Origin of the sequence: Azospirillum sp. TSH100 (assembly GCF_004923295.1) — a bacterium.
Classification (GTDB): Bacteria; Pseudomonadota; Alphaproteobacteria; order Azospirillales; family Azospirillaceae; genus Azospirillum.
Genome location: NZ_CP039635.1, coordinates 985,655 through 1,004,009, shown reverse-complemented (window position 1 = coordinate 1,004,009; position 18,355 = coordinate 985,655). Strand labels below are relative to the sequence as shown.

17 protein-coding genes are annotated in these 18,355 nt (G+C 67.5%); 6 read left to right on the top strand and 11 right to left on the bottom strand.

Annotated features, from left to right (window positions below; translation table 11 throughout):
* The first annotated feature begins 142 nt into the window (after window positions 1–142).
* Entirely contained in the window at window positions 143–2,812 is a 2,670-nt protein-coding gene (gene pepN, locus E6C72_RS17135; RefSeq protein ID WP_109086924.1) for an aminopeptidase N, read from the top strand.
* Window positions 2,813–2,934: 122 nt separating this feature from the next.
* Here the strand turns inward: pepN and E6C72_RS17130 are convergent, their stop codons facing one another.
* The 3 genes from E6C72_RS17130 to E6C72_RS17120 all read right to left on the bottom strand — a co-directional run bounded on the left by E6C72_RS17130 (window position 2,935) and on the right by E6C72_RS17120 (window position 4,774).
* A complete protein-coding gene (locus E6C72_RS17130) occupies window positions 2,935–3,315 on the bottom strand; it encodes a cytochrome c family protein (protein ID WP_109086923.1) in 381 nt (126 codons plus the stop codon).
* Between the two features lie 129 nt (window positions 3,316–3,444).
* A complete protein-coding gene (locus tag E6C72_RS17125; protein WP_109086922.1) occupies window positions 3,445–4,116 on the bottom strand; it encodes a carbon monoxide dehydrogenase subunit G in 672 nt (223 codons plus the stop codon).
* Between the two features lie 187 nt (window positions 4,117–4,303).
* Complete coding sequence (locus E6C72_RS17120) at window positions 4,304–4,774, bottom strand: hypothetical protein (protein ID WP_109086921.1); 471 nt, start codon at window positions 4,772–4,774, stop codon at window positions 4,304–4,306.
* A gap of 212 nt (window positions 4,775–4,986) precedes the next feature.
* Here E6C72_RS17120 and folK point away from each other — a divergent pair, with 212 nt between their 5' ends.
* The 3 genes from folK to E6C72_RS31805 all read left to right on the top strand — a co-directional run bounded on the left by folK (window position 4,987) and on the right by E6C72_RS31805 (window position 6,488).
* Entirely contained in the window at window positions 4,987–5,520 is a 534-nt protein-coding gene (folK, locus tag E6C72_RS17115; RefSeq protein WP_109086920.1) for a 2-amino-4-hydroxy-6-hydroxymethyldihydropteridine diphosphokinase, read from the top strand.
* A gap of 133 nt (window positions 5,521–5,653) precedes the next feature.
* The gene (locus E6C72_RS17110; protein ID WP_109086919.1) at window positions 5,654–6,034 is read left to right on the top strand and encodes a dihydroneopterin aldolase; all 381 of its coding nucleotides are present in this window, start codon (window positions 5,654–5,656) and stop codon (window positions 6,032–6,034) included.
* Between the two features lie 295 nt (window positions 6,035–6,329).
* Window positions 6,330–6,488 carry a hypothetical protein gene (locus E6C72_RS31805; RefSeq protein WP_169055215.1) on the top strand — a complete coding sequence of 53 codons (159 nt, stop codon included), beginning with the start codon at window positions 6,330–6,332 and terminating at the stop codon, window positions 6,486–6,488.
* Window positions 6,489–6,633: 145 nt separating this feature from the next.
* On the opposite strand, the gene E6C72_RS17105 is transcribed toward E6C72_RS31805, so the two are convergent.
* The 5 genes from E6C72_RS17105 to E6C72_RS17085 all read right to left on the bottom strand — a co-directional run bounded on the left by E6C72_RS17105 (window position 6,634) and on the right by E6C72_RS17085 (window position 12,730).
* Entirely contained in the window at window positions 6,634–7,014 is a 381-nt protein-coding gene (locus E6C72_RS17105) for a response regulator (protein ID WP_109086918.1), read from the bottom strand.
* Between the two features lie 16 nt (window positions 7,015–7,030).
* Window positions 7,031–10,138 (bottom strand): efflux RND transporter permease subunit, encoded by a 3,108-nt coding sequence (locus E6C72_RS17100; protein WP_109086917.1) that lies wholly within the window; start codon window positions 10,136–10,138, stop codon window positions 7,031–7,033.
* A 4-nt stretch (window positions 10,139–10,142) separates the two neighbouring features.
* Window positions 10,143–11,300 (bottom strand): efflux RND transporter periplasmic adaptor subunit, encoded by a 1,158-nt coding sequence (locus E6C72_RS17095; RefSeq protein ID WP_109086916.1) that lies wholly within the window; start codon window positions 11,298–11,300, stop codon window positions 10,143–10,145.
* 103 nt (window positions 11,301–11,403) lie between these two features.
* Window positions 11,404–11,757, bottom strand: coding sequence for a hypothetical protein (locus tag E6C72_RS17090; protein ID WP_247875831.1), 354 nt, complete (start codon window positions 11,755–11,757; stop codon window positions 11,404–11,406).
* 97 nt (window positions 11,758–11,854) lie between these two features.
* Window positions 11,855–12,730, bottom strand: coding sequence for a glycosyltransferase (locus E6C72_RS17085; RefSeq protein ID WP_247875830.1), 876 nt, complete (start codon window positions 12,728–12,730; stop codon window positions 11,855–11,857).
* Between the two features lie 255 nt (window positions 12,731–12,985).
* Here E6C72_RS17085 and E6C72_RS17080 point away from each other — a divergent pair, with 255 nt between their 5' ends.
* On the top strand, window positions 12,986–13,612 hold the full coding sequence (locus tag E6C72_RS17080; protein ID WP_109086915.1) for an ATP-dependent Clp protease proteolytic subunit: 627 nt from the start codon (window positions 12,986–12,988) through the stop codon (window positions 13,610–13,612).
* A gap of 114 nt (window positions 13,613–13,726) precedes the next feature.
* Here E6C72_RS17080 and E6C72_RS17075 read toward each other — a convergent pair whose 3' ends face one another.
* Window positions 13,727–14,026: a hypothetical protein gene (locus E6C72_RS17075; RefSeq protein WP_109086914.1), complete on the bottom strand. Its 300-nt coding sequence runs from the start codon at window positions 14,024–14,026 to the stop codon at window positions 13,727–13,729.
* 63 nt (window positions 14,027–14,089) lie between these two features.
* Entirely contained in the window at window positions 14,090–15,253 is a 1,164-nt protein-coding gene (locus E6C72_RS17070) for an OpgC family protein (protein WP_109086913.1), read from the bottom strand.
* A gap of 494 nt (window positions 15,254–15,747) precedes the next feature.
* Between E6C72_RS17070 and E6C72_RS17065 the strand changes: the two genes are divergently transcribed.
* Complete coding sequence (locus tag E6C72_RS17065) at window positions 15,748–16,416, top strand: peptidoglycan-binding domain-containing protein (RefSeq protein WP_109086911.1); 669 nt, start codon at window positions 15,748–15,750, stop codon at window positions 16,414–16,416.
* Between the two features lie 70 nt (window positions 16,417–16,486).
* On the opposite strand, the gene E6C72_RS17060 is transcribed toward E6C72_RS17065, so the two are convergent.
* Window positions 16,487–18,328: a chloride channel protein gene (locus E6C72_RS17060; protein WP_109086910.1), complete on the bottom strand. Its 1,842-nt coding sequence runs from the start codon at window positions 18,326–18,328 to the stop codon at window positions 16,487–16,489.
* Window positions 18,329–18,355: the final 27 nt, after the last annotated feature.

The window sequence follows — 18,355 nt, the reverse complement described above, 5'->3', positions numbered from 1 at the left end:
CGTTTCCGATGGTGCGCCGCCAGCCCGCACACCCCCAATCCCACCCACGACAGCCCGCCCCCGCCTTGCTACAGTCCCTGTTCCTCGGACCTGTCCCGAACGGCTTGATCCGCAAGACAGACACAGACCAGAGACAAGGCACATGGACAAAGGCACGCCGAAAGCCATCCGGCTTCAGGACTATCGCCCGCCGGCGCATCTGATCGACACGGTCGACCTGTTCGTCGACCTGGGCGAGGATGTCACCACCGTCCGCGCGGTGCTCGCCATCCGCCGCAACCCCGGCCGGCCGGAGGCGGCGACCGAACCGCTGTCGCTCGACGGACAGAGGCTGGATCTGGTGTCGGTCGCTCTGGACGGCCGGACGCTAGGGCCGGACGACTACACCATCACCCCCGATCACCTGATCGTGCCGGAGGTGCCGGACATCTGCACGCTGGAAACCATCGTCCGCATCAAGCCGCAGGAGAACACCGCGCTGGAAGGGCTCTACAAGTCCTCCGGCAATTTCTGCACGCAGTGCGAAGCCGAAGGCTTCCGCAAGATCACCTATTTCGCCGACCGGCCGGACGTGATGGCGCGCTACAGCACCACCATCACCGCGGACAAGGCGCGCTATCCGGTGCTGCTGTCCAACGGCAACCTCGCCGCGTCCGGCGATCTGGAGGGCGGGCGCCACTGGGCGCGCTGGGAAGACCCCTTCCCCAAGCCCTGCTACCTGTTCGCGCTGGTCGCCGGCAGCCTCGTCCATGGCGAGGACCGCTTCCGCACCGCGTCCGGCCGCGACGTCACCCTGCGCATCTATGTCGAGCCGGGGAACGAGGACAAGATCGACCACGCCATGCGCTCGCTGATCAAGTCGATGCGCTGGGACGAGGAAGTCTATGGGCTGGAATACGACCTCGACATCTTCAACATCGTCGCGGTCGGCGACTTCAACATGGGGGCGATGGAAAACAAGTCGCTCAACGTCTTCAACACCAAATACATCCTGGCCAAGCCGGAAACCGCGACCGACACCGACTTCCTCAACATCGAGGCGGTGGTCGCGCACGAGTATTTCCACAACTGGACCGGAAACCGCGTCACCTGCCGCGACTGGTTCCAGCTGTCGCTGAAGGAAGGGCTGACCGTCTTCCGCGACCAGGAATTCTCGTCCGACATGCATTCCCGCGCGGTGAAGCGCATCGGCGACGTCCAGGGGCTGCGCACCGTGCAGTTCCAGGAGGATGCCGGCGCCATGGCCCATCCGGTGCGCCCGGACAGCTATGTCGAGATCAACAACTTCTACACCCCAACCGTCTACAACAAGGGTGCGGAAGTCATCCGCATGATCCACACCCTCCTGGGGCCGGAAAAGTACCGCAAGGGCACCGATCTCTACTTCCAGCGCCATGACGGGCAGGCGGTCACCTGCGACGATTTCGTCGCCGCCATGGCCGATGCCAGCGGCGTCGACCTGACCCAGTTCCAGCTGTGGTATCGCCAGTCCGGCACGCCGGAACTCGACATCACCGGCAGCCACGACCCGGCGGCCAAGACCTTCACCCTGACGGTCAAACAGACGGTGCCGCCGACGCCGGGCCAGCCGACCAAGCTGCCGATGCACATCCCGCTGGTGGTCGGCCTGCTCGGCCCCGACGGGAAGGACCTGCCGCTGCGCTTGGAGAGTGAAGGCGACGGCGAGGATGCCGCCGTCGGCACCAGCCGCATCCTGCATGTCACGGCGGAAAGCCAGAGCTTCACCTTCCGCGACATCGCCGCCCGGCCGGTACCGTCACTGCTGCGCGGCTTCTCCGCCCCGGTGAAGCTGAAGACCGACCTGACCGACGCCGACCTCACCTTCCTGATGGCGCATGACAGCGACGCCTTCAACCGGTGGGAGGCCGGGCAAATCCTCGGCACCCGCATCCTGCTCGGCCTCGTCGCCGACCAGCAGGCCGGCCGCGAACTGGTGCTGCCGGAGGGCTATGCCGACGCCTTCGCCATGATCCTGAAGGATGCGGAGCGCGATCGCGCCTTCGCCGCCCAGGCGCTGGTGCTGCCGACGGAGGCCTATCTCGGCACCCAGATGCCGGTGGTCGATCCCAATGCCATCCACGCCGCACGGGAATTCGCCCGCAAAACGCTGGCCGGGCGGCTGCGGGCGCAGTTCCTCGACCTTTACCGCCGCAACAGCAGCCAGGAGCCCTTCTCCGTCGATGCCGAGGCCATCGGCAAGCGGTCGCTGAAGAATCTCTGCCTCGCCTATCTGATGGCGCTGGAGGATGCGGAGGCGCTCGACCTCTGCCTGACGCAGTACCGCACCGCCCAGGGCATGACCGATGAGATCGCGGCGTTGCAATTCCTGTCCAACGCCGCCTCGCCGGAGGGGGAAACGGCGCTGGCCGACTTCTACGAGCGCTGGAAGGGCGAGGCGCTGGTGGTCGACAAATGGTTCAGCGTGCAGGCGATGTCGCCCCGCGCCGACACACTGGCCCGCGTCACCGCCCTGCTCGGCCATCCGGCCTTCGAGATCCGGAACCCGAACAAGGTCTATGCGCTGATCGGCGGCTTCGCCAACGGCAACCCGGTCCGCTTCCATGACGCGAGTGGCGCCGGCTATCGCTTCCTCGCCGATCAGGTCCTGCGCCTGGACCCTATGAATCCGCAGGTTGCGGCTCGTCTGATGGGCCCCTTCTCCCGTCTGCGGCGCTATGACGCGGCCCGCCAGGGGCTGATGAAGGCCGAATTGCAGCGGATCGTCGCCACGGCCGGCCTGTCGCCCGACGTTTACGAGGTCGCCAGCAAGAGCCTGGAGGCTGCCGGCTGAGACTCGGGACCAAAGGACTACGCCCTTAAGGGGGACGAAAATGCAAAGGGCCGGTGGCATCGCCACCGGCCCTTTCGCCGTCCGCAAGGTCTCCCCCGGCCGCCGGACCAGGGGAAGCGGTCTTACTTCTGCTCGGCCAGGAAGGCGATCAGGTCGGCGCGCTTGGCGTCGTCCTTCAGGCCGGCGAAGGCCATCGTGCCGCCCGGGACGATTTCCTTCGGCGCCTTGATGTAGGCATCCAGGTTCTCGGCGGTCCAGACCAAGCCACCGGCGCCCTTTTCCTTCATCGGGGCGGAATACTTGAAGCCTTCGATCGAGGCGGCCGGACGGCCGACGACGCCGAACAGCGACGGACCGACCTTGTTCTTGCCCTGCTCGGCGGTGTGGCAGGCCATGCAGACCTTGAAGACTTCCTTGCCGGCGGCGGCATCGGCCGCCTGGGCGGCACCGGCACCCATCACGACCGCGGCGATGGCGGCAACGCCCATCAACAGCTTCTTCATTCTTCGGCTTCCCTTCCGATGGTTCCACCGGCCGACGGCGCCGACCGGAATCGCGCGGCAGCATACACATTCCGAAAGGGTGTCAAATCCCTTTGATGCAGCCGTACGACCAATGAACAATTTGCCACGCTAATTCATCCAGGCAAGCGATGCGAGCAGAACCACAACCACAAGAAGTGCTGCCCACGGCACGTAGAAATTGCTCCCGCCGCTCCCCGTCCCGCGCCCGACCGGCAGCGGCAACGGAATCTCCGGCGGCGGCTCCGCAACACGGGTCGCAGGCCGGGGCGCGACGGCGGCTGTTCCGCTCGCCACCGGCGCTTCCGCCGAAGTTGCTTCTGCGGACACGTCTTCAGCGGGGGCCGGGCCGACGATCTGGGTGAAGCGGGCGAAGAACTCCTCCGCCATCTTGCGGGCGGTGGCGTCGACCAGCCGCGAGCCGATCTGCGCCAGCTTGCCGCCGACCTGGGCCTTGGCGGTGTAGGTCAGCAGGGTGGCGCCGCCATCGTCGGACAGCGCCACGGTGGCGCCGCCCTTGCCGAAGCCGGCGGCCCCGCCCGACCCTTCGCCGGTGATGGTATAGCCGTTGGGCGGATCCAGGTCCGACAGGGTCACCTTACCGGCGAATTTGGCGCTGACCGGGCCGACCTTGGCGACGACCCGGGCCGTCATCTCGGTGTCGGATTGCCGAACCACCTCCTCGCAGCCGGGAATGCACTGGCGCAGGATTTCCGGATCGTTCAGCGCCGCCCAAACCGCCTCTCGGCTGGCCTCGATCCGGTGGCTTCCGCTCATATCCATGGTTCGTGGTTCCTCCAACCCTTATGGCAACCCTTATGGCAACCCTTATGCGGCCCTTGGCGGGCGTCGCTTCCCCGGCTTTGCGGCCGGGGTTGCGGTTGAGAATATGGCATAACCGGGCGCGGCGACAGCCCCGGCCGCCTCATCTCAAAGTCTTATCCGCACGAAGCCCGTTCCGCCGGCATCCTCACCCGCGCGGTGCCATGCAGGTGCTGACGATCGGCGTGCAGGCGGACAGCGAGGCGCCGGCCGGGTAGCTGACCTGCTCCACCGTGCCGCGTGGGCCGATCACCATCGTCGCCTCGCATCCCGGCGATGTGCTGCCGCCGACCGGCACGCCGAAGCCGAGACCGAGTCCCACCCCGCCACTGCCGCCGAAGCTGCCGGCCCCGATGCCGATGCTGCTGCCGGGGCTGTAGGCCACCGCCGGGTGTGCGACATAGGTGTAGTATTCGCGCCCCGCCGCCGTCGCCTGCCGGTCCGGCACGCCGGCGCAGGCCAGCAGGTCGGCCTTTGGCATGCCCACCATGGCGGTCTGGGCCCTGCGCGCAATCTCCGGGTCGGGGCCGGTGGCGCAGCCGGCAAGGATGCCGGCGGTGCCGCCGAAAAGGATCGCCACCGCGACCACCGTCCGAACCTTGCCCTTGCCACGGCCCATCTCTCGTCCTCCACCAGAATATCGTGTCATCGCCGGGTTCTTCTCAACCGGTTGATACAGTGCTGAAACCCCACCGCTGCCCGTCCGTTCCCGAAGGGGCCGGGACGGTCCGAAAGGGCGGCCAGGCAGGGACGGATTGCATGACGGGCGGGCCCGGATTTGCTAGGAGTTCCGTCCCCAACCCATACCAGCATATCGGGACCGCCGACGCCATGGCCGAGCTTACGCCCCCCCCTTCGCCCTCATCATCGGCAGCCGCGACGGTCTATCTCGCGCTCGGCGGCAACCTCGGCGACCGTGCCGCCAATCTGGCGGAGGCGATCCGCCGGCTGGGCGAGGCGGTGAAGATCGACGCGCAGTCCGCCCTGTACGAGACGGCGCCGATGTATGTGACCGACCAGCCGGCCTTCCTGAACATGGCGGTGCGCGGCACCACCCGCCTGGAGCCGGCGGCACTGCTGCGCTTCCTGAAGGGGATCGAGGAGTCGCTGGGCCGCGATCTGGGCGGCCTGCGCTTCGGCCCGCGCCCCATCGACGTCGACATCCTGCTCTATGCCGACCGCGTGGTGGCGGAGCCGGAACTGGAAGTCCCCCATCCCCGCATGGCCGAGCGCGCCTTCGTCCTCTGCCCGCTGGCCGACATCGCCGCCGACATCGTCCACCCGGTGCTGAACCGGCGGATCGACGCGCTGTGCGGCGAGGTGCCCGGCCGAGAGACCGTCGTCCGCGTCGCCGAGACGCTTTGAAGCCGGAACGCTGGGATCGGGCTTGCGGTGGCATGCGGGCGCCGCACCGCTTATAGTGCCGGCCTGAACGCAACGCCGGCGCCCGCGCGCCGGCCGGGAGAGTGTGTTGTCGGACGATAGCGTGAAAAGGACCATGCTGGTCCAGCCGGGCGGCGCACCGCTCACCTACACCATCCTGGTGCGCGGTTTCGCCGCCACGGTGGCGCTCGCCGGCCGCACCGACCGGCCGGAGGTCCGCTTCGACCTGACGTTGACGGTCACCCATCCCGGACCCGGCTTTCCCGATGACATCGCCGCGGTGATGTCTTACGAGGATATTGTCGAAGACTTGCGTCGTCTTTGCGGCGAATCCAATGTATCTGGCGCCGATTATTTGGCAGACCGTGCCGCGGATCTTTGCCTTTCCCACGCAAAAGTGCGGCAGGTGCAGGTCGAGGTTACGATTCCCGCTGCCGACTCGGGCGATCCTTCGATTGGCGCCAGCCTGACACGGGCACGGCCAGGGCAGGCGTGAACGCCCGATCGCGACGCGCGACCGCCTTAATACTGCAATACACAAAGATATAGCGGCTGTTGACAAAAGGACGGGTGACAATACCACCTTGTCTGAGTTATGGTCGCCATATTGTATTTCAGACCCACAATCCGGACCGAAGGGGGTATATCCCCGGAGGCTATCCGGACACCGAAAGCCGAGACGAGCGCGCAGCAGGGATTAGGCCAATCGCCATTGCCGGCTTCGACCGTCCGCCGATCCCCCTTCAGGGACGGCAACGGCACCCGGAGGCCGGACACCAAGGGAGGGACGCATGGACCGCAACACGACGCCGACCCTTTCCGAACTGCTCGAAGATCCGATCGTGATCGCCGTCATGGCACGCGACGGGATCAGCCCCGACAGTGTCCAGCAGCTTTTCGAGCGCCTGCGCCGGAGCCGCCGAGTACAGGAAGAACGGCTCGCCGCCTGACCAGCGGCCATACTGACCCAGGCGTCGCAGACACCCCCACGCGGGCGTCGAACAAGACCCGGTCAGAAACCTTCGGCTGAACCCCTTTCTGCGAAGCGCCGCTTTCCCTGGAAAGCGGCGCTTCGCGATTTGGGACACAGGCGCCTCACCCTTCCAGAACCGAGCGCACGACCTCCATCACCTCGGTCGGGGTGAAGGGTTTGCGCAGCGTGCGGTGCGCGCCCAGCGCCTCCGCGACCGGCAGGACGTCCAGCGAGGCGCGGGCGCCGCCGCCGGAAATCGCAATGATCTTCAGCGACGGCGCGCCACGCCGCAGTTCCATGATCGTCGCCAGCCCTTCCTGGTTCGGCATGAAGATGTCGGTGATGACGAGGTCGAGCGGACTGTCGGCCGGGCGGTCGCGGAACCGCTCCATCCCCTCCAGCCCGTCGCGGGCGCCGACCGCCTCATGGCCGGCCATCGTCAGCGTGCGCAGCAGAACCGCACGGGCGACATCGTCGTCATCGATGATCAGCACGCTTGCCATGGCGCCGGTCCCCCTCCTACTCAGCGGGATGGGGCATGCCATGGGCCTGCCCATCGGCCGCCTCCACGGCCTCATCCTGCATCGGCTTCTTGCGGGCAAGATAGCTGTAAACCGTCGGCACGACGAACAGAGTCAGCAACGTGCCCAGTGTCATGCCTCCGACGATGACCGCACCGATGGCCTGCCGGCTTTCCGCCCCCGCCCCCTTGGCGTAGGCGAGCGGCACCGCACCCAGCACCATGGCGCCGGTGGTCATCAGGATCGGGCGCAGGCGCAGCACGGCCGCCTCCTCCACCGCCTTGCGGATGTCGGTCCCGGCGCGCTGGAGCTGGTTGGCGAACTCCACGATCAGGATGCCGTGCTTGGTGATCAGGCCGACCAGGGTGACGAGGCCGATCTGGCTGTAGACGTTCATCGTCCCGCCGCTCATTTGTAGGGCGGCCAGCGCGCCGGTCATCGACAGCGGCACCGTCAGCATGATGACGAAGGGATCGATGAAGCTCTCGAACTGCGCCGCCAGCACCAGATAGATGAAGGCCAGCGCCAGGATGAAGACGAAATAGAGCCCGGTGGCCGATTCGCGGAACTCGCGGCTCTGCCCGGCATAGTCGGTCTGGGCGGTGGCCGGCAGCACCTTGTTCGCCGCAGCCTGCATCACCGCCAGCGCCTCGCCCAGCGAGGTTCCCGGCGCCAGCGTCGCGGTGATGGTGGCGGAGCGCAGCTTGTTGAAGTGGTTCAGCTCCTTCGGCGCCACCCGCTCCTCGACCTTCACCAGATTGGCAAGCGAGATCATCTGCCCCGCTCCGCCGGTGGCGCTGGTGCCGCCGCGGACATAGATGCCGGCGATGTCGTCGGGATTGCGGCGGTCGACGTTGGCGACCTGGACGATCACGTCATACTGCTTGCCGTCCTTCTTGAAGCGCGTCACCTGCCGGCCGCCCAGCAGGGTTTCCAGCGTGCGGCCGACAGTGTCGACATCCACCCCCAGATCGGCTGCCTTGTCGCGGTCCAGCGAGACCCGCAATTCCGGCTTGTTCAGCTTCAGGTCGGTGTCGAGGTTGGTCAGGCCGGGGAAGTTGCGCGCCTCCGCCATCATGGCGTTGACCATCGCCTGCAATTCCTCGAAGGGCAGAGAGGTCTGGATGACGAAGTTCACCGGCTTGTCGATCGGGCTCTGACCCAGCGACGGCGGGTTGGTGACGAAGCCGAGGATGCCGGGGATGCCGAACATCTTGGGGAACAGCTGGGCGGTGATCGCCTGCTGCTTCACCTCGCGCTCGTCCCAGTCGATCAGCCGGACGAAGGCGATGCCCTGGTTCACCACCGGGAAGCCGACGACGACGAAGAACTTCTCCAGCACCGGAATCTGGCGGAACAGCGCCTCCATCCGCTGGGCGTAGCCCATGGTGTAGTCGAGCGTGGAGCCTTCCGGCGCGATGGCGATGCCGACGATGGTGCCGCGATCCTCGACCGGCGACAGCTCCGACTTCAGGCCGGTGAACAGGAAATAGCTGGCGGCGGCGACGCCGACACCGATCAGCAGCACCAGCGGCCGCGCCCGCAGCGACAGGCGCAGCAGACGGCGGTAGCCGTTGGTCATCCCCTCCAGGAAGCGTTCGATGGCGCGGTAGAGCAGCCCGTGCTTGGTCTCGTGCTTCAGCAGCTTGGAGCACATCATCGGCGACAGGGTCAGTGCCACGAAACCGGACACGATCACCGCACCGGCCAGCGTCAGCGCGAATTCGGTGAACAGCCGCCCGGTGCGGCCGGTCATGAAGCCGATCGGCGCATAGACCGCCGCCAGGGTGATGGTCATGGCGATGACGGCGAAACCGATCTCCCGCGATCCCTTAAGCGCCGCCTGGAAGGGGCTCATGCCCTCTTCCACGTAGCGGAAGATGTTCTCCAGCATGACGATGGCGTCGTCGACGACCAGGCCGATCGCCAGCACCATCGACAGCAGGGTCAGCGTGTTGATCGAGAAGCCGAAGGCGTACATCAGGGCGAAGCCGCCGATCAGCGACACAGGAATGGTCACCAGCGGCACCAGCGTCGCCCGCAGCGAGCGCAGGAAGAAGAAGATGACCAGAACGACCAGGACGATCGCTTCGAAGATGGTGTGGAACACCGCGTCGATCGACTTGGCGATGAAGACGGAGCTGTCATAACCGACATCCACCCCCATGCCCTCGGGGACGGCCGCGCGGATCTTGGGCAGGGCGTCATTGACCGCCTTCGACACGTCCAGCGGGTTGGCGGTGGATTGCTTCACCACGCCGATGGCGACGGCGCCGCGGCCGTTGAAGCGGGCGCTGACCCGCTCGTCCAACGCGCCCAGCTCGGCCCGCCCCACATCGCGCAGCCGCACCAGATATCCCGCATCGTCGCGCAGGATGATGTTCTCGAACTCCGGCGGGCTGCGCAGGTCGGTTTCCGACACCACGGTGAACTCGCGCGCCACGCTTTCGACGCGACCGGCCGGAATCTCGACATTCTGCCGGCGCAGCGCGGTCTCGACATCCTGCGGCGTCACCCGGTAGGCGGCCATCCGCTGCGGGTCGAGCCACAGCCGCATGGCGAAGCGCCGCTCGCCGAAGATGCGGACCTGGGCGACGCCGGGCAGGTTCTGCAACCGGTCCTTGACGTAGCGGTCAGCGAAATCGGTCACCTCCAGCGGCGAATGCCGGTCGGAGGAGAAGGCGAGATAGATGATCGGCTGGGCGTCGGCCTCCACCTTGGCGATCACCGGCTCGTCGATCTCGCTGGGAAGCTGTGCGCGGACGCGACCCACCCGGTCGCGCACGTCGCTGGCCGCCACATCGACGTTGCGGTCCAGCCGGAAGCGCAGGGTGATCTGCGACTTCTCCGCCCGGCTGATCGAGGACATCACGTCGATGCCCTCGATGCCAGCGAGGCTGTCCTCCAGCGTCTGGGTGACCTGGCTTTCGATGATCTGGGCCGAGGCGCCCTTGTAGGTCGTCTCCACGGTGACGACCGGCTCATCGATCTTGGGATATTCGCGGACCGACAGGCGCTGGTACGACACGATGCCGATCAGCATCAGGGCGAGGCTCATCACCGTCGCCAGGACGGGACGGCGGACGGAAATGTCGGACAGGACCATGGCGTCAGCTCCCCGACGATGGGCTGGGGGCCGGCTTGGCAGGCAGCACCGTCACCGGCACGCCGTCGCGGATCTTCAACTGGCCGGCGGTGACCACCATGTCGCCGGGGGCGAGGCCCTTGGCGATCTCCACCTCGGCGTTGCGGCGTTCACCGAGCGTCACGCGGGTCTGCGCCACCTTGCCGTCCACCACCTTGAAGACGAACTGGTCCTTGCCGAAGGCGACGATGGCCTGTTCGGGGATCAGCACCGCGTCCGGCACCGTGGTCAGCGTCAGCGACACGCGGGCGAACAGGCCGGGGCGCAGCAAGCCGTCGGGATTCGGCACGCGGGCACGGATCGCCAGAGCACGGCCGTTCACATCGACCAGCGGGTCGATGGCATAGACGGTTCCGTCGAAACTGCGCCCGCCGAAGGCGTCCACCGCCACCTTCACCGTCTGGCCGACCTTCACCGCCGGCAGGAACATCTCCGGTACGCGGAAGTCCAGCTTCAGCGTGTCGATGTCCTCCAGGTTGACGATGTCCTTTCCGGCCTGGACGAAATCGCCGACCGACGCCTTGCGCAGGCCCAGCACCCCGTCGAAGGGGGCGGTGATGACCTGCTTGTCGAGCTGCGCCTTGGCCAGCTGCACCGCCGCCTCGTCGGCCAGAAGCTTGGCCGATGCCTGTTCGCGGTTGCGCAACGGACCGGTGTTCTGGCGGACCAGCTGGTCGGCGCGCGACAGCTCGGCACGGGAGAAGGCGATGCTCGCCTGCGCCTGGGCCAGGGTGGCGCGGGCGATGGCGTCGTCCAGTCGGACCAGCACCGTGCCCTTGGCGACGCGCTGGCCCTCCTTGAAGGCGATCTCGCTGATGCGGCCGGCGATCTCGGGCCGGACGACCACCGATTCGTTGGACAGCAGCGAGCCGACGGCGGTCACCGTCCGCTCGACCGTGCCGACGCGGACCTGGGCGGCCTCCACCGGCATCGGCGGGGCGCCGCCCGGCGGCTTGGCGCCCCCGGAGGCGCCTCCTTGAGCCTGCGCGCCACCGGAGAGGAGGCCATTCACCATCGCGGTCAGCCCGGCAACGGTCCCGCCCTGCTTCACGAAATACCAGTAGGCCCCGCCGGCGAGCGCCGCCAGGACGAGGAGTGCAGCAATGCGGAGCGTATGGCGCATGGGACCGGGATCCGGACGGGTTTCGGTTTGCCGCAGTGCAACCGACAGGGGCAGCGGCCAAACTGAACTATATCGTTCAGTTCACATCCGGAGTCGAGAAGGTTCAGCGCCCCGAACCGTCCAATACTGCCACATTTCGACGCCCGTCGGTCTCCTGCGGCGTCACGGTCTCCAGCTTTCCCGCGCGCATCGGCACCGTTCGGCCGCCGCACAGCGTCACCAACAGATCCGCCGGATCGCCGGCCATCACCGGGACATCACCGTCCATCCGCCGCACCTCGCCACCGTCAAGATCCAGTCCAGGCGCGCAGCACGGCGATTCGCCGGCCGGCACCAGGGCGCGGACCCGGCCATTCTCGATCCGGATGTCGCATAATCCATCGTGAACGCGCGCGTTCTTCAGCCAGAACTTTCCATTGGCGGGGATGCGGGCGAGGCAGCAGGTCGGGGCGTTCATGGACTGATACCCGTGTCCGGTCCGGCGATGTGCGACGCATCGAAACTGACACAGAATGGTAAAGCAAAGCCAGCAGGAGCTTGGCCTTTTACGGGTTTTACCCCTCCCCCGACGTCCCGTCCAAGGCTCCCTCCAACGCCAGGAACTCCTGGAAATTGGCGCAGCGGCCCGCCTTGAAAGCCTCTTCATAGGCGGCGTTGCGGGCGCGCTTGGCAGCGATGGACCGGGCGAAGGCGTCACGCAAGAAGTCGTCGCGGATGCCGAGCCCGTCGCCGGCCAGCCGATCCAGCACATGGCGGTAGCAGCGCTCCGCCCGCTCGCCGCTGTCGGCGGAGAAGGTGATGGAGCCGGCGCGCTGGCGGTATTCATAGAAGGGCGTCGCCACCAGCGGCACCGGGCCGGTGCCGTCGAGCACCCGGACATTGAAGACCACATCGTCACAGAAATTCACATCCTCGTCCCAGCCCGGCACCAGATCACGCCGCACCACCGGGAACATCGGCACCGAGGTTGCGACGAAGCCCTCGCCATCCAGCAGGGCCGGGGCCTGTTCCTCCTGATAGAGCCTCAACAGGGGCGAATCATCCTCGTCGCGTACCACGGCGACATTGTCGAAGGCGGCGCCAGCGGCCAGCGCCAGCGGCGCAAGCGCGGACAGCCGGCCGGGACGGAAACGGTCGTCGGCGTCCAGCGGCGCCACCAGCCCGAGGCGAGCCGCCGCCAAGCCGGCATTGCGCGCGGCGGGCGCCCCGGCTCCCACCCGGCCGGTGCCGGTGAAGACCAGCCGCGGGTCATCGATCCCGGCGGCCAGCAGCGTCGGGCGATAATCGGTGCCGTCATCGCTGACGATCACCGCCTCCCACGCCATCCAGTCCTGATCCAGCAGGCTTCGCACCGCCCGGACGATGGTGTCATGGGCACGGTGGGCAGCGATGATGACCGACACGCCCTGCTTCACACCGCCTTCGGACATTCCGCCGCACTCCCTGCCCCGCCGCTTTTGCCGTTCGGCGGGGGAGTGTGGCGGTCCGGCCCCCGATGCGCAATCGGCACCATCGATTTTGGCCCGCCGGACGTTGAACATGAAGCCCGGACGGGCTATGTGGTGAAGCAGGCAAGGCGCATGCGGCAGCGGGACGGCGGCCGGGGCATTCCTCCGGCATCGCATCCCGGTCCCGGTACCCCGCTTCCGATACCCCCGCTTCCGATACCAGGGAGAAGAACATCAATGGCGCAGGTCGGATACACCCGGTTCGACGACGAACCCGAAAAGGAACCGGACGAGAAGTCGAAGGAAAGCGCCCAGCCGCAATTCGCCGCCGTGCAGCAGAGCCTGTTCAAGGCGCGCACGGTCCTGATCTTCGGTCAGATCGACATGAAGCTGGCACAGGTCGTGTCGGCCCAGCTGCTGGCGCTCGCGCATGAGAGCGACGACGACATCACCGTCGTGGTCAACTCGCCGGGCGGGCATGTCGAGGCGGGCGACACCATCCACGACATGATCCGCTTCATCAAGCCGCGGGTGAAGATGCTGGGTACCGGCTGGGTCGCCAGCGCCGGCTGCCACATCTATCTGGCGGCGAACAAGGAAGACCGGTTCTGCCTGCCCAACACCCGATTCCTGATCCACCAGCCGCTTGGCGGAACGGGCGGCCGGGCGACGGACATCGCCATCGAGGCGAAGGAAATCATCCGCATGCGCGAGCGTCTGAACAAGATCATCGCGCGTGAGACCGGGCAGCCGTTCGACAAGGTCGCCAAGGACACGGACCGCAACTATTGGATGCTGGCCGACGAGGCCAAGGAATACGGCATCGTCAGTCACGTCATCGACACGATGGACGAGCTGAAGTAACGGTCCGGACAGCATTTATGGGAAAAGGGCCTCTCTCCGGATGGAGAGAGGCCCTTTTGCTTTCGAGACCGGTTTTTGAAGGCGCCGTGCGCGGACTGTCAGGCTGATGCCCAGTCAGACCGAAAGATTCAACAGGGAACCGCGCTGTTGATAGCCTTGGGCATTCACCCGGGCACCAAGCGCGCCGGCGGTGGTGTCGATGGACTGTTTGCCCTGGGTGGCGGTGCGGCCATCCCGGGTCTCGTCGGATTTGCCGGCTGCCTGCGGGGCCACGGCCGTCTGAGTCCGCACCGCGGGCGCCGTCTGCTGGGCCGCCTGTACCGCCGGGGACATGGCGATCTGCGCCGCGGGCGTCAGCTGCGGGGTTGGCTTCAGCGTCTGGTAGGACGACGGTATGGCCGGGTTGACTTGCATCTTCAAATTATGCGCTCACCCGGCGCAGGATTCAAGAAGCCCGGCCGTAGCTGCTCTCAGGTCTCATGGTGTTTCAGGCATTGCCGTCGGCGGGACGGAAGGCTTCGACGGCTGACGTCGGGTCCGGCGCCGCTCCAGAACCAGAGCCAGGGCCAACAGGACGGCGATTCCGGCCAGATTGACCGCCAGCACCATCAGGGCGCCATCCTCCGCCACCAGCAGGGCGGAACCGGCGATGGACAGAACCACGCCGACGCAGAAGACCGGCAATGAATGCCGGCCGCAGGCAACCAGCAGCCGGGCGGGGGCGGAGCGCAGCCACGCCGCATCGCGCGGCACCAGCAGCGCCGCCGCACAGGCCAGCGCCAGGAAATGCAGGAGCCGCATCGGCCCCAGTGTGTCCTTGTCGGCCCAGGGAATTGTCTCCTCCGGCAGCCAGTCCCGCAACGCCGCGGGCGCCAGGGCCTGGCCGATGTCGGAGGCCGCGAACTTCCACACCGCCATGCCGCCCAGCAGAGCCAGCGCAACCGCCAGCAGCCAGCGTGACTGCGGCAGCCGCACCCGGCCACCGCGCACCACCAGCGCCAGACCGGTACCGAGGAAGAACACGCACTGCCAGGCCAGCGGGCTGAAGTTCCAGTCCTCATCCCACAAATTGGGCGGCACCAGCCCCGGGGCCGCCTGGGCGACCAGATAGAGCAGGACCGACAGCACGATCGCCGCATAGCCGAAGCGGGCATAGGTCCAGAGGAACAGCGGCGCCGCCGCCACCAGCAGGATGTAAAGCGCCAGGATATCGAAGGCGAAGGGCAGATACAGCAGCACCAGATGCCATGCCATCGCGGTGACCGGCGTGTCGAACAGCGGCGCGAAGCTTTGCAGGCGATTCGACGCCGCCATCGGCAGGTCGCCGATATGGACCGCGAAGGCCACCACCAGCGCGCTGACCAGCATGGTCAGGATATTCGCCACCCACAGCTGCCGGCAGCGGTCGAGCGCCTTGCGCTGGCAGGCCACGAATCCGCGCTCCGCCAGAACCGGGCCGTAGGCCAGTGCGATGGCATAGCCGGAGATGAAGACGAAGATCTCGGCCGAATCCGACGGGCCGAAGCGGGCGGGCATCAGCTTGGCCAGCGGATTTCCCCCGACATGGTTGATGAAGATGATGAGAAGGGCCACGCCCTTGAAAAGATCGAGCCGTGCGTCGCGTGCCTGACGGTGCTGCATTCAGCCCTTGCCTCTCCTGCCTTGATGTCAGCAGACGAATCGCGGAAGCGCAGGACCACCGCAGGTCCGGCACAGCCACGACGGATGTAACCCGATCATGGTCAATTCCGCCGGCCGGCTGTCCAACGCGATGGGAGAATCCTTCCAACGCGGCGCAGAAGGGGAAAAGCGTTAAGCCCTTCTCGGGAGGGCTGTGGGAACCAACCCGTTATCGAAGGTCCCGGCAACCGCAACCGGACGGTACGGTCCCACTCCGCCACATGTCCGGCGAACAGTGCGGGGCGTCGGCCGAGTATTACTCCGGCCGAGGCTCCGTTTGCGCCATGGTAAAGGGCGCCGGCGGAAAATCCCGGGGCGATGCCAGGGAACAAGAGGGCCCGCTGCTGATTGTTCATCACATGACCCAGCTGTCGCTTGCCGTGCGGCAGGACAGTACAGGCCGCACCGGGCGGCGGGTCGCCAACATCGAATCGTAATCGAGAAGGATGGCAACCATGCGTGGGATTTCGAAGATCGTCATGACCGCCACCGCGGCCGGCGCCCTGTTCGCGCTCAGCGCGTGCGGCAGCACGGAAACCTCGCGGACCGCCACCGGCGCCGGTTCGGGTGCGGTCGCCGGCGCCGTCGTCGGCGGCCCGGTCGGTGCGGTGGTCGGCGGTGTCGGCGGCGCGGTCGCCGGCAACAGCATGGACGAAAGCCTCAGCAAGAAAACCGACCGCGTGACCGACCGCGCCACCGCCGAAGTGCGCGACGAGACCTCGGGCAGCTCCACGCGCCGGTCGTCTGCCAACCATTCCGGCAGCATGGCCTCCAACACCAAGCTGAGCCACGAGCAGGTGCGCGAACTCCAGCAGGCGCTGAACGACCGCAATGACGGCCGCGACATCACCGTCGACGGCGTCTGGGGCGCCAGCACCCGTAGCGCCCTGATGAAGTTCCAGCGCGACAACGGCCTGCGCGCCACCGGCCGCGCCGATCAGCAGACGATGACCGCCCTGAACCTCAACGGCAACGGTCAGGCGACCTCCGGCAGCACCCGCACCGGAAACACCACCGGTACCACGGGCACGACCGGCGGGACGACCGGCAACACGATGCCCGGCGACACCACCACGCCGGCCGGCACGACCGGCACCACGGGCCAGACCGGCACCCAGCAGTAATCGAAACGCGAAGTGATAACGGCGACGCCGGTTCCAGCCCAGGAACCGGCGTCGCCTTTTTCCCGCCGGGTCAGTCCCGGCCCCAGAGCCCCCGCTCGCCCAGATCCTCGCCACGCTGGCGTTCCAGCGCCTGGGAATAGCGGCGAAGCGCGAAGGACTCCGTCACATAGCCGATGATCCGGCGATCGGTGGGGGAGGACAGCACCGGCAAGGCCTCCACCTCCTCACTGCCGAAACGGTTCAGCACGGTGCGGGCATCGTCGCCGGGCATCAGCACCGCGTCGGCCTTGCAGGCAAGCGATCCCACGCGCGTCTCGGTCGCGGCGGCGTCCTGGTCGGGATCGTGGATCAGCGACATGTCGACCAGACCGGCATAGCGGCCCGTCTCGTCCACGGCGAAGACCGCCTTGGTCGACCCCAGCGGGTAGAGGCGGCGCAGCGCCTCCACCGTCAGGGTGGCAGGCACGGTCTTTGCGTCGCGGCGCATCAGCCGGAAAGCCGTCAGCTCCGACAGCCAGCCGATGTCGTAAGCGCCGCGGATCGGCACGCCACGCAGGTGGAAACGCCAGGTGGCGAAAGAGTAGCCGAAGGCCTGCCGAACCACGGTGGTCGACAGAACGACCCCGATCAGCACGCCCGACGCCGCCCACAGATCCTGCGTTGTCTCCAGCACCAGCAGCACCATGGTCACCGGCGCACCGACGATGCCGGCGGCGACAGACCCCATGCCGACCAGCAGCAGCAGGCCGCTGTCGACCCCAAGCCCCGGCAGAACCATGGAGGTCATCTGCCCGAGCAGGCCGCCGAACAGCCCGCCGATGAACAGCGAGGCACTGAACAGGCCGCCGCGGAAGCCGGACCCCAGAGACAGGGCCGACGCCAGAATCTTCGCCACCAGGGTCAGGGCCAGCGCCAGAGCACCACCGGCCAGTTCCGGCGGCACCGCGCCGGGGCCGCTGCCCATCACCGCCGGCACCGCCAGCGCCAGTCCACCGACCGTCAGCCCGCCGATGGCAGGGCGCATCCAGCGCGGAACCGGCAGGCGGCTGAAGCCGCGCTCCGCCACCGTCACCGCCTGCATGGCGAGGATGCTGAGCCAGCCGGCCAGGAAGCCGACGACGCCGCAGGCGGCATAATCCCAACCGGCGATCTCCACCGGCCGGCCGAGCGCCAGCGGCACCTCGCCGCCGGTCAGCAGGGCCGAGGCCGCCACCCCCAGCGCCGCCGCCGCCCCGACCGGGGCCAGCACCGCCAGCGTGTAGCCGCCGAGAACCAGTTCAAAGGCATAGAAGGCCCCGGCCAGCGGCGCATGGTAGGCGGCGGCGATGGCCGCCGCCGCCCCGCAACCGACCAAGGTGCGCAGATCGGCCCGGCGCAGCCGCAAACGCTGCCCCAGCGTGGAAGCGAGCCCGGCGCCGGCCTGGGTATAGGCCGCCTCCATGCCGACCGAAGCCCCTGAGGCGTTGGACAGGGCGGTCGTCACCGTCAGCCGCAGGCTGTCGATCAAAGACATCTTGCCGCCGTAGAGCGCATTCGCCTCCACCGCGTCGACGATGGCGTTGGGGCGCCAGCGCCGCACCAGCACCGACAGGATACCCAGCAGCAGCCCGCCGACCATCGGTACGGCAAGCGTCCGCAGCAGGTCGGGCACGCCCTGCCCCAGCCGCTCGCCGTCAGGCAGATCGAAGGCCAGCGCCTGCATCAGCAGCACCGATTCATGCAGGAGCCCGACCACCAGCCCGACCATGCCACCGACCAGTGCTGCGAGCGCAACCACGGCAAGCGCGCTGTTGCGCACGCTCCAGCGCTCGGAGAGGGTGGTGGCGGCGGACGCATCGAGCGCCGCATAGGGATCGCTTCCGGCGCGGGCGTTGTCGCCCACGCCGTCGATGGAGGCGGAATTGTCAGGCATGATCACGCTGATTGATGGCTCTTCCGT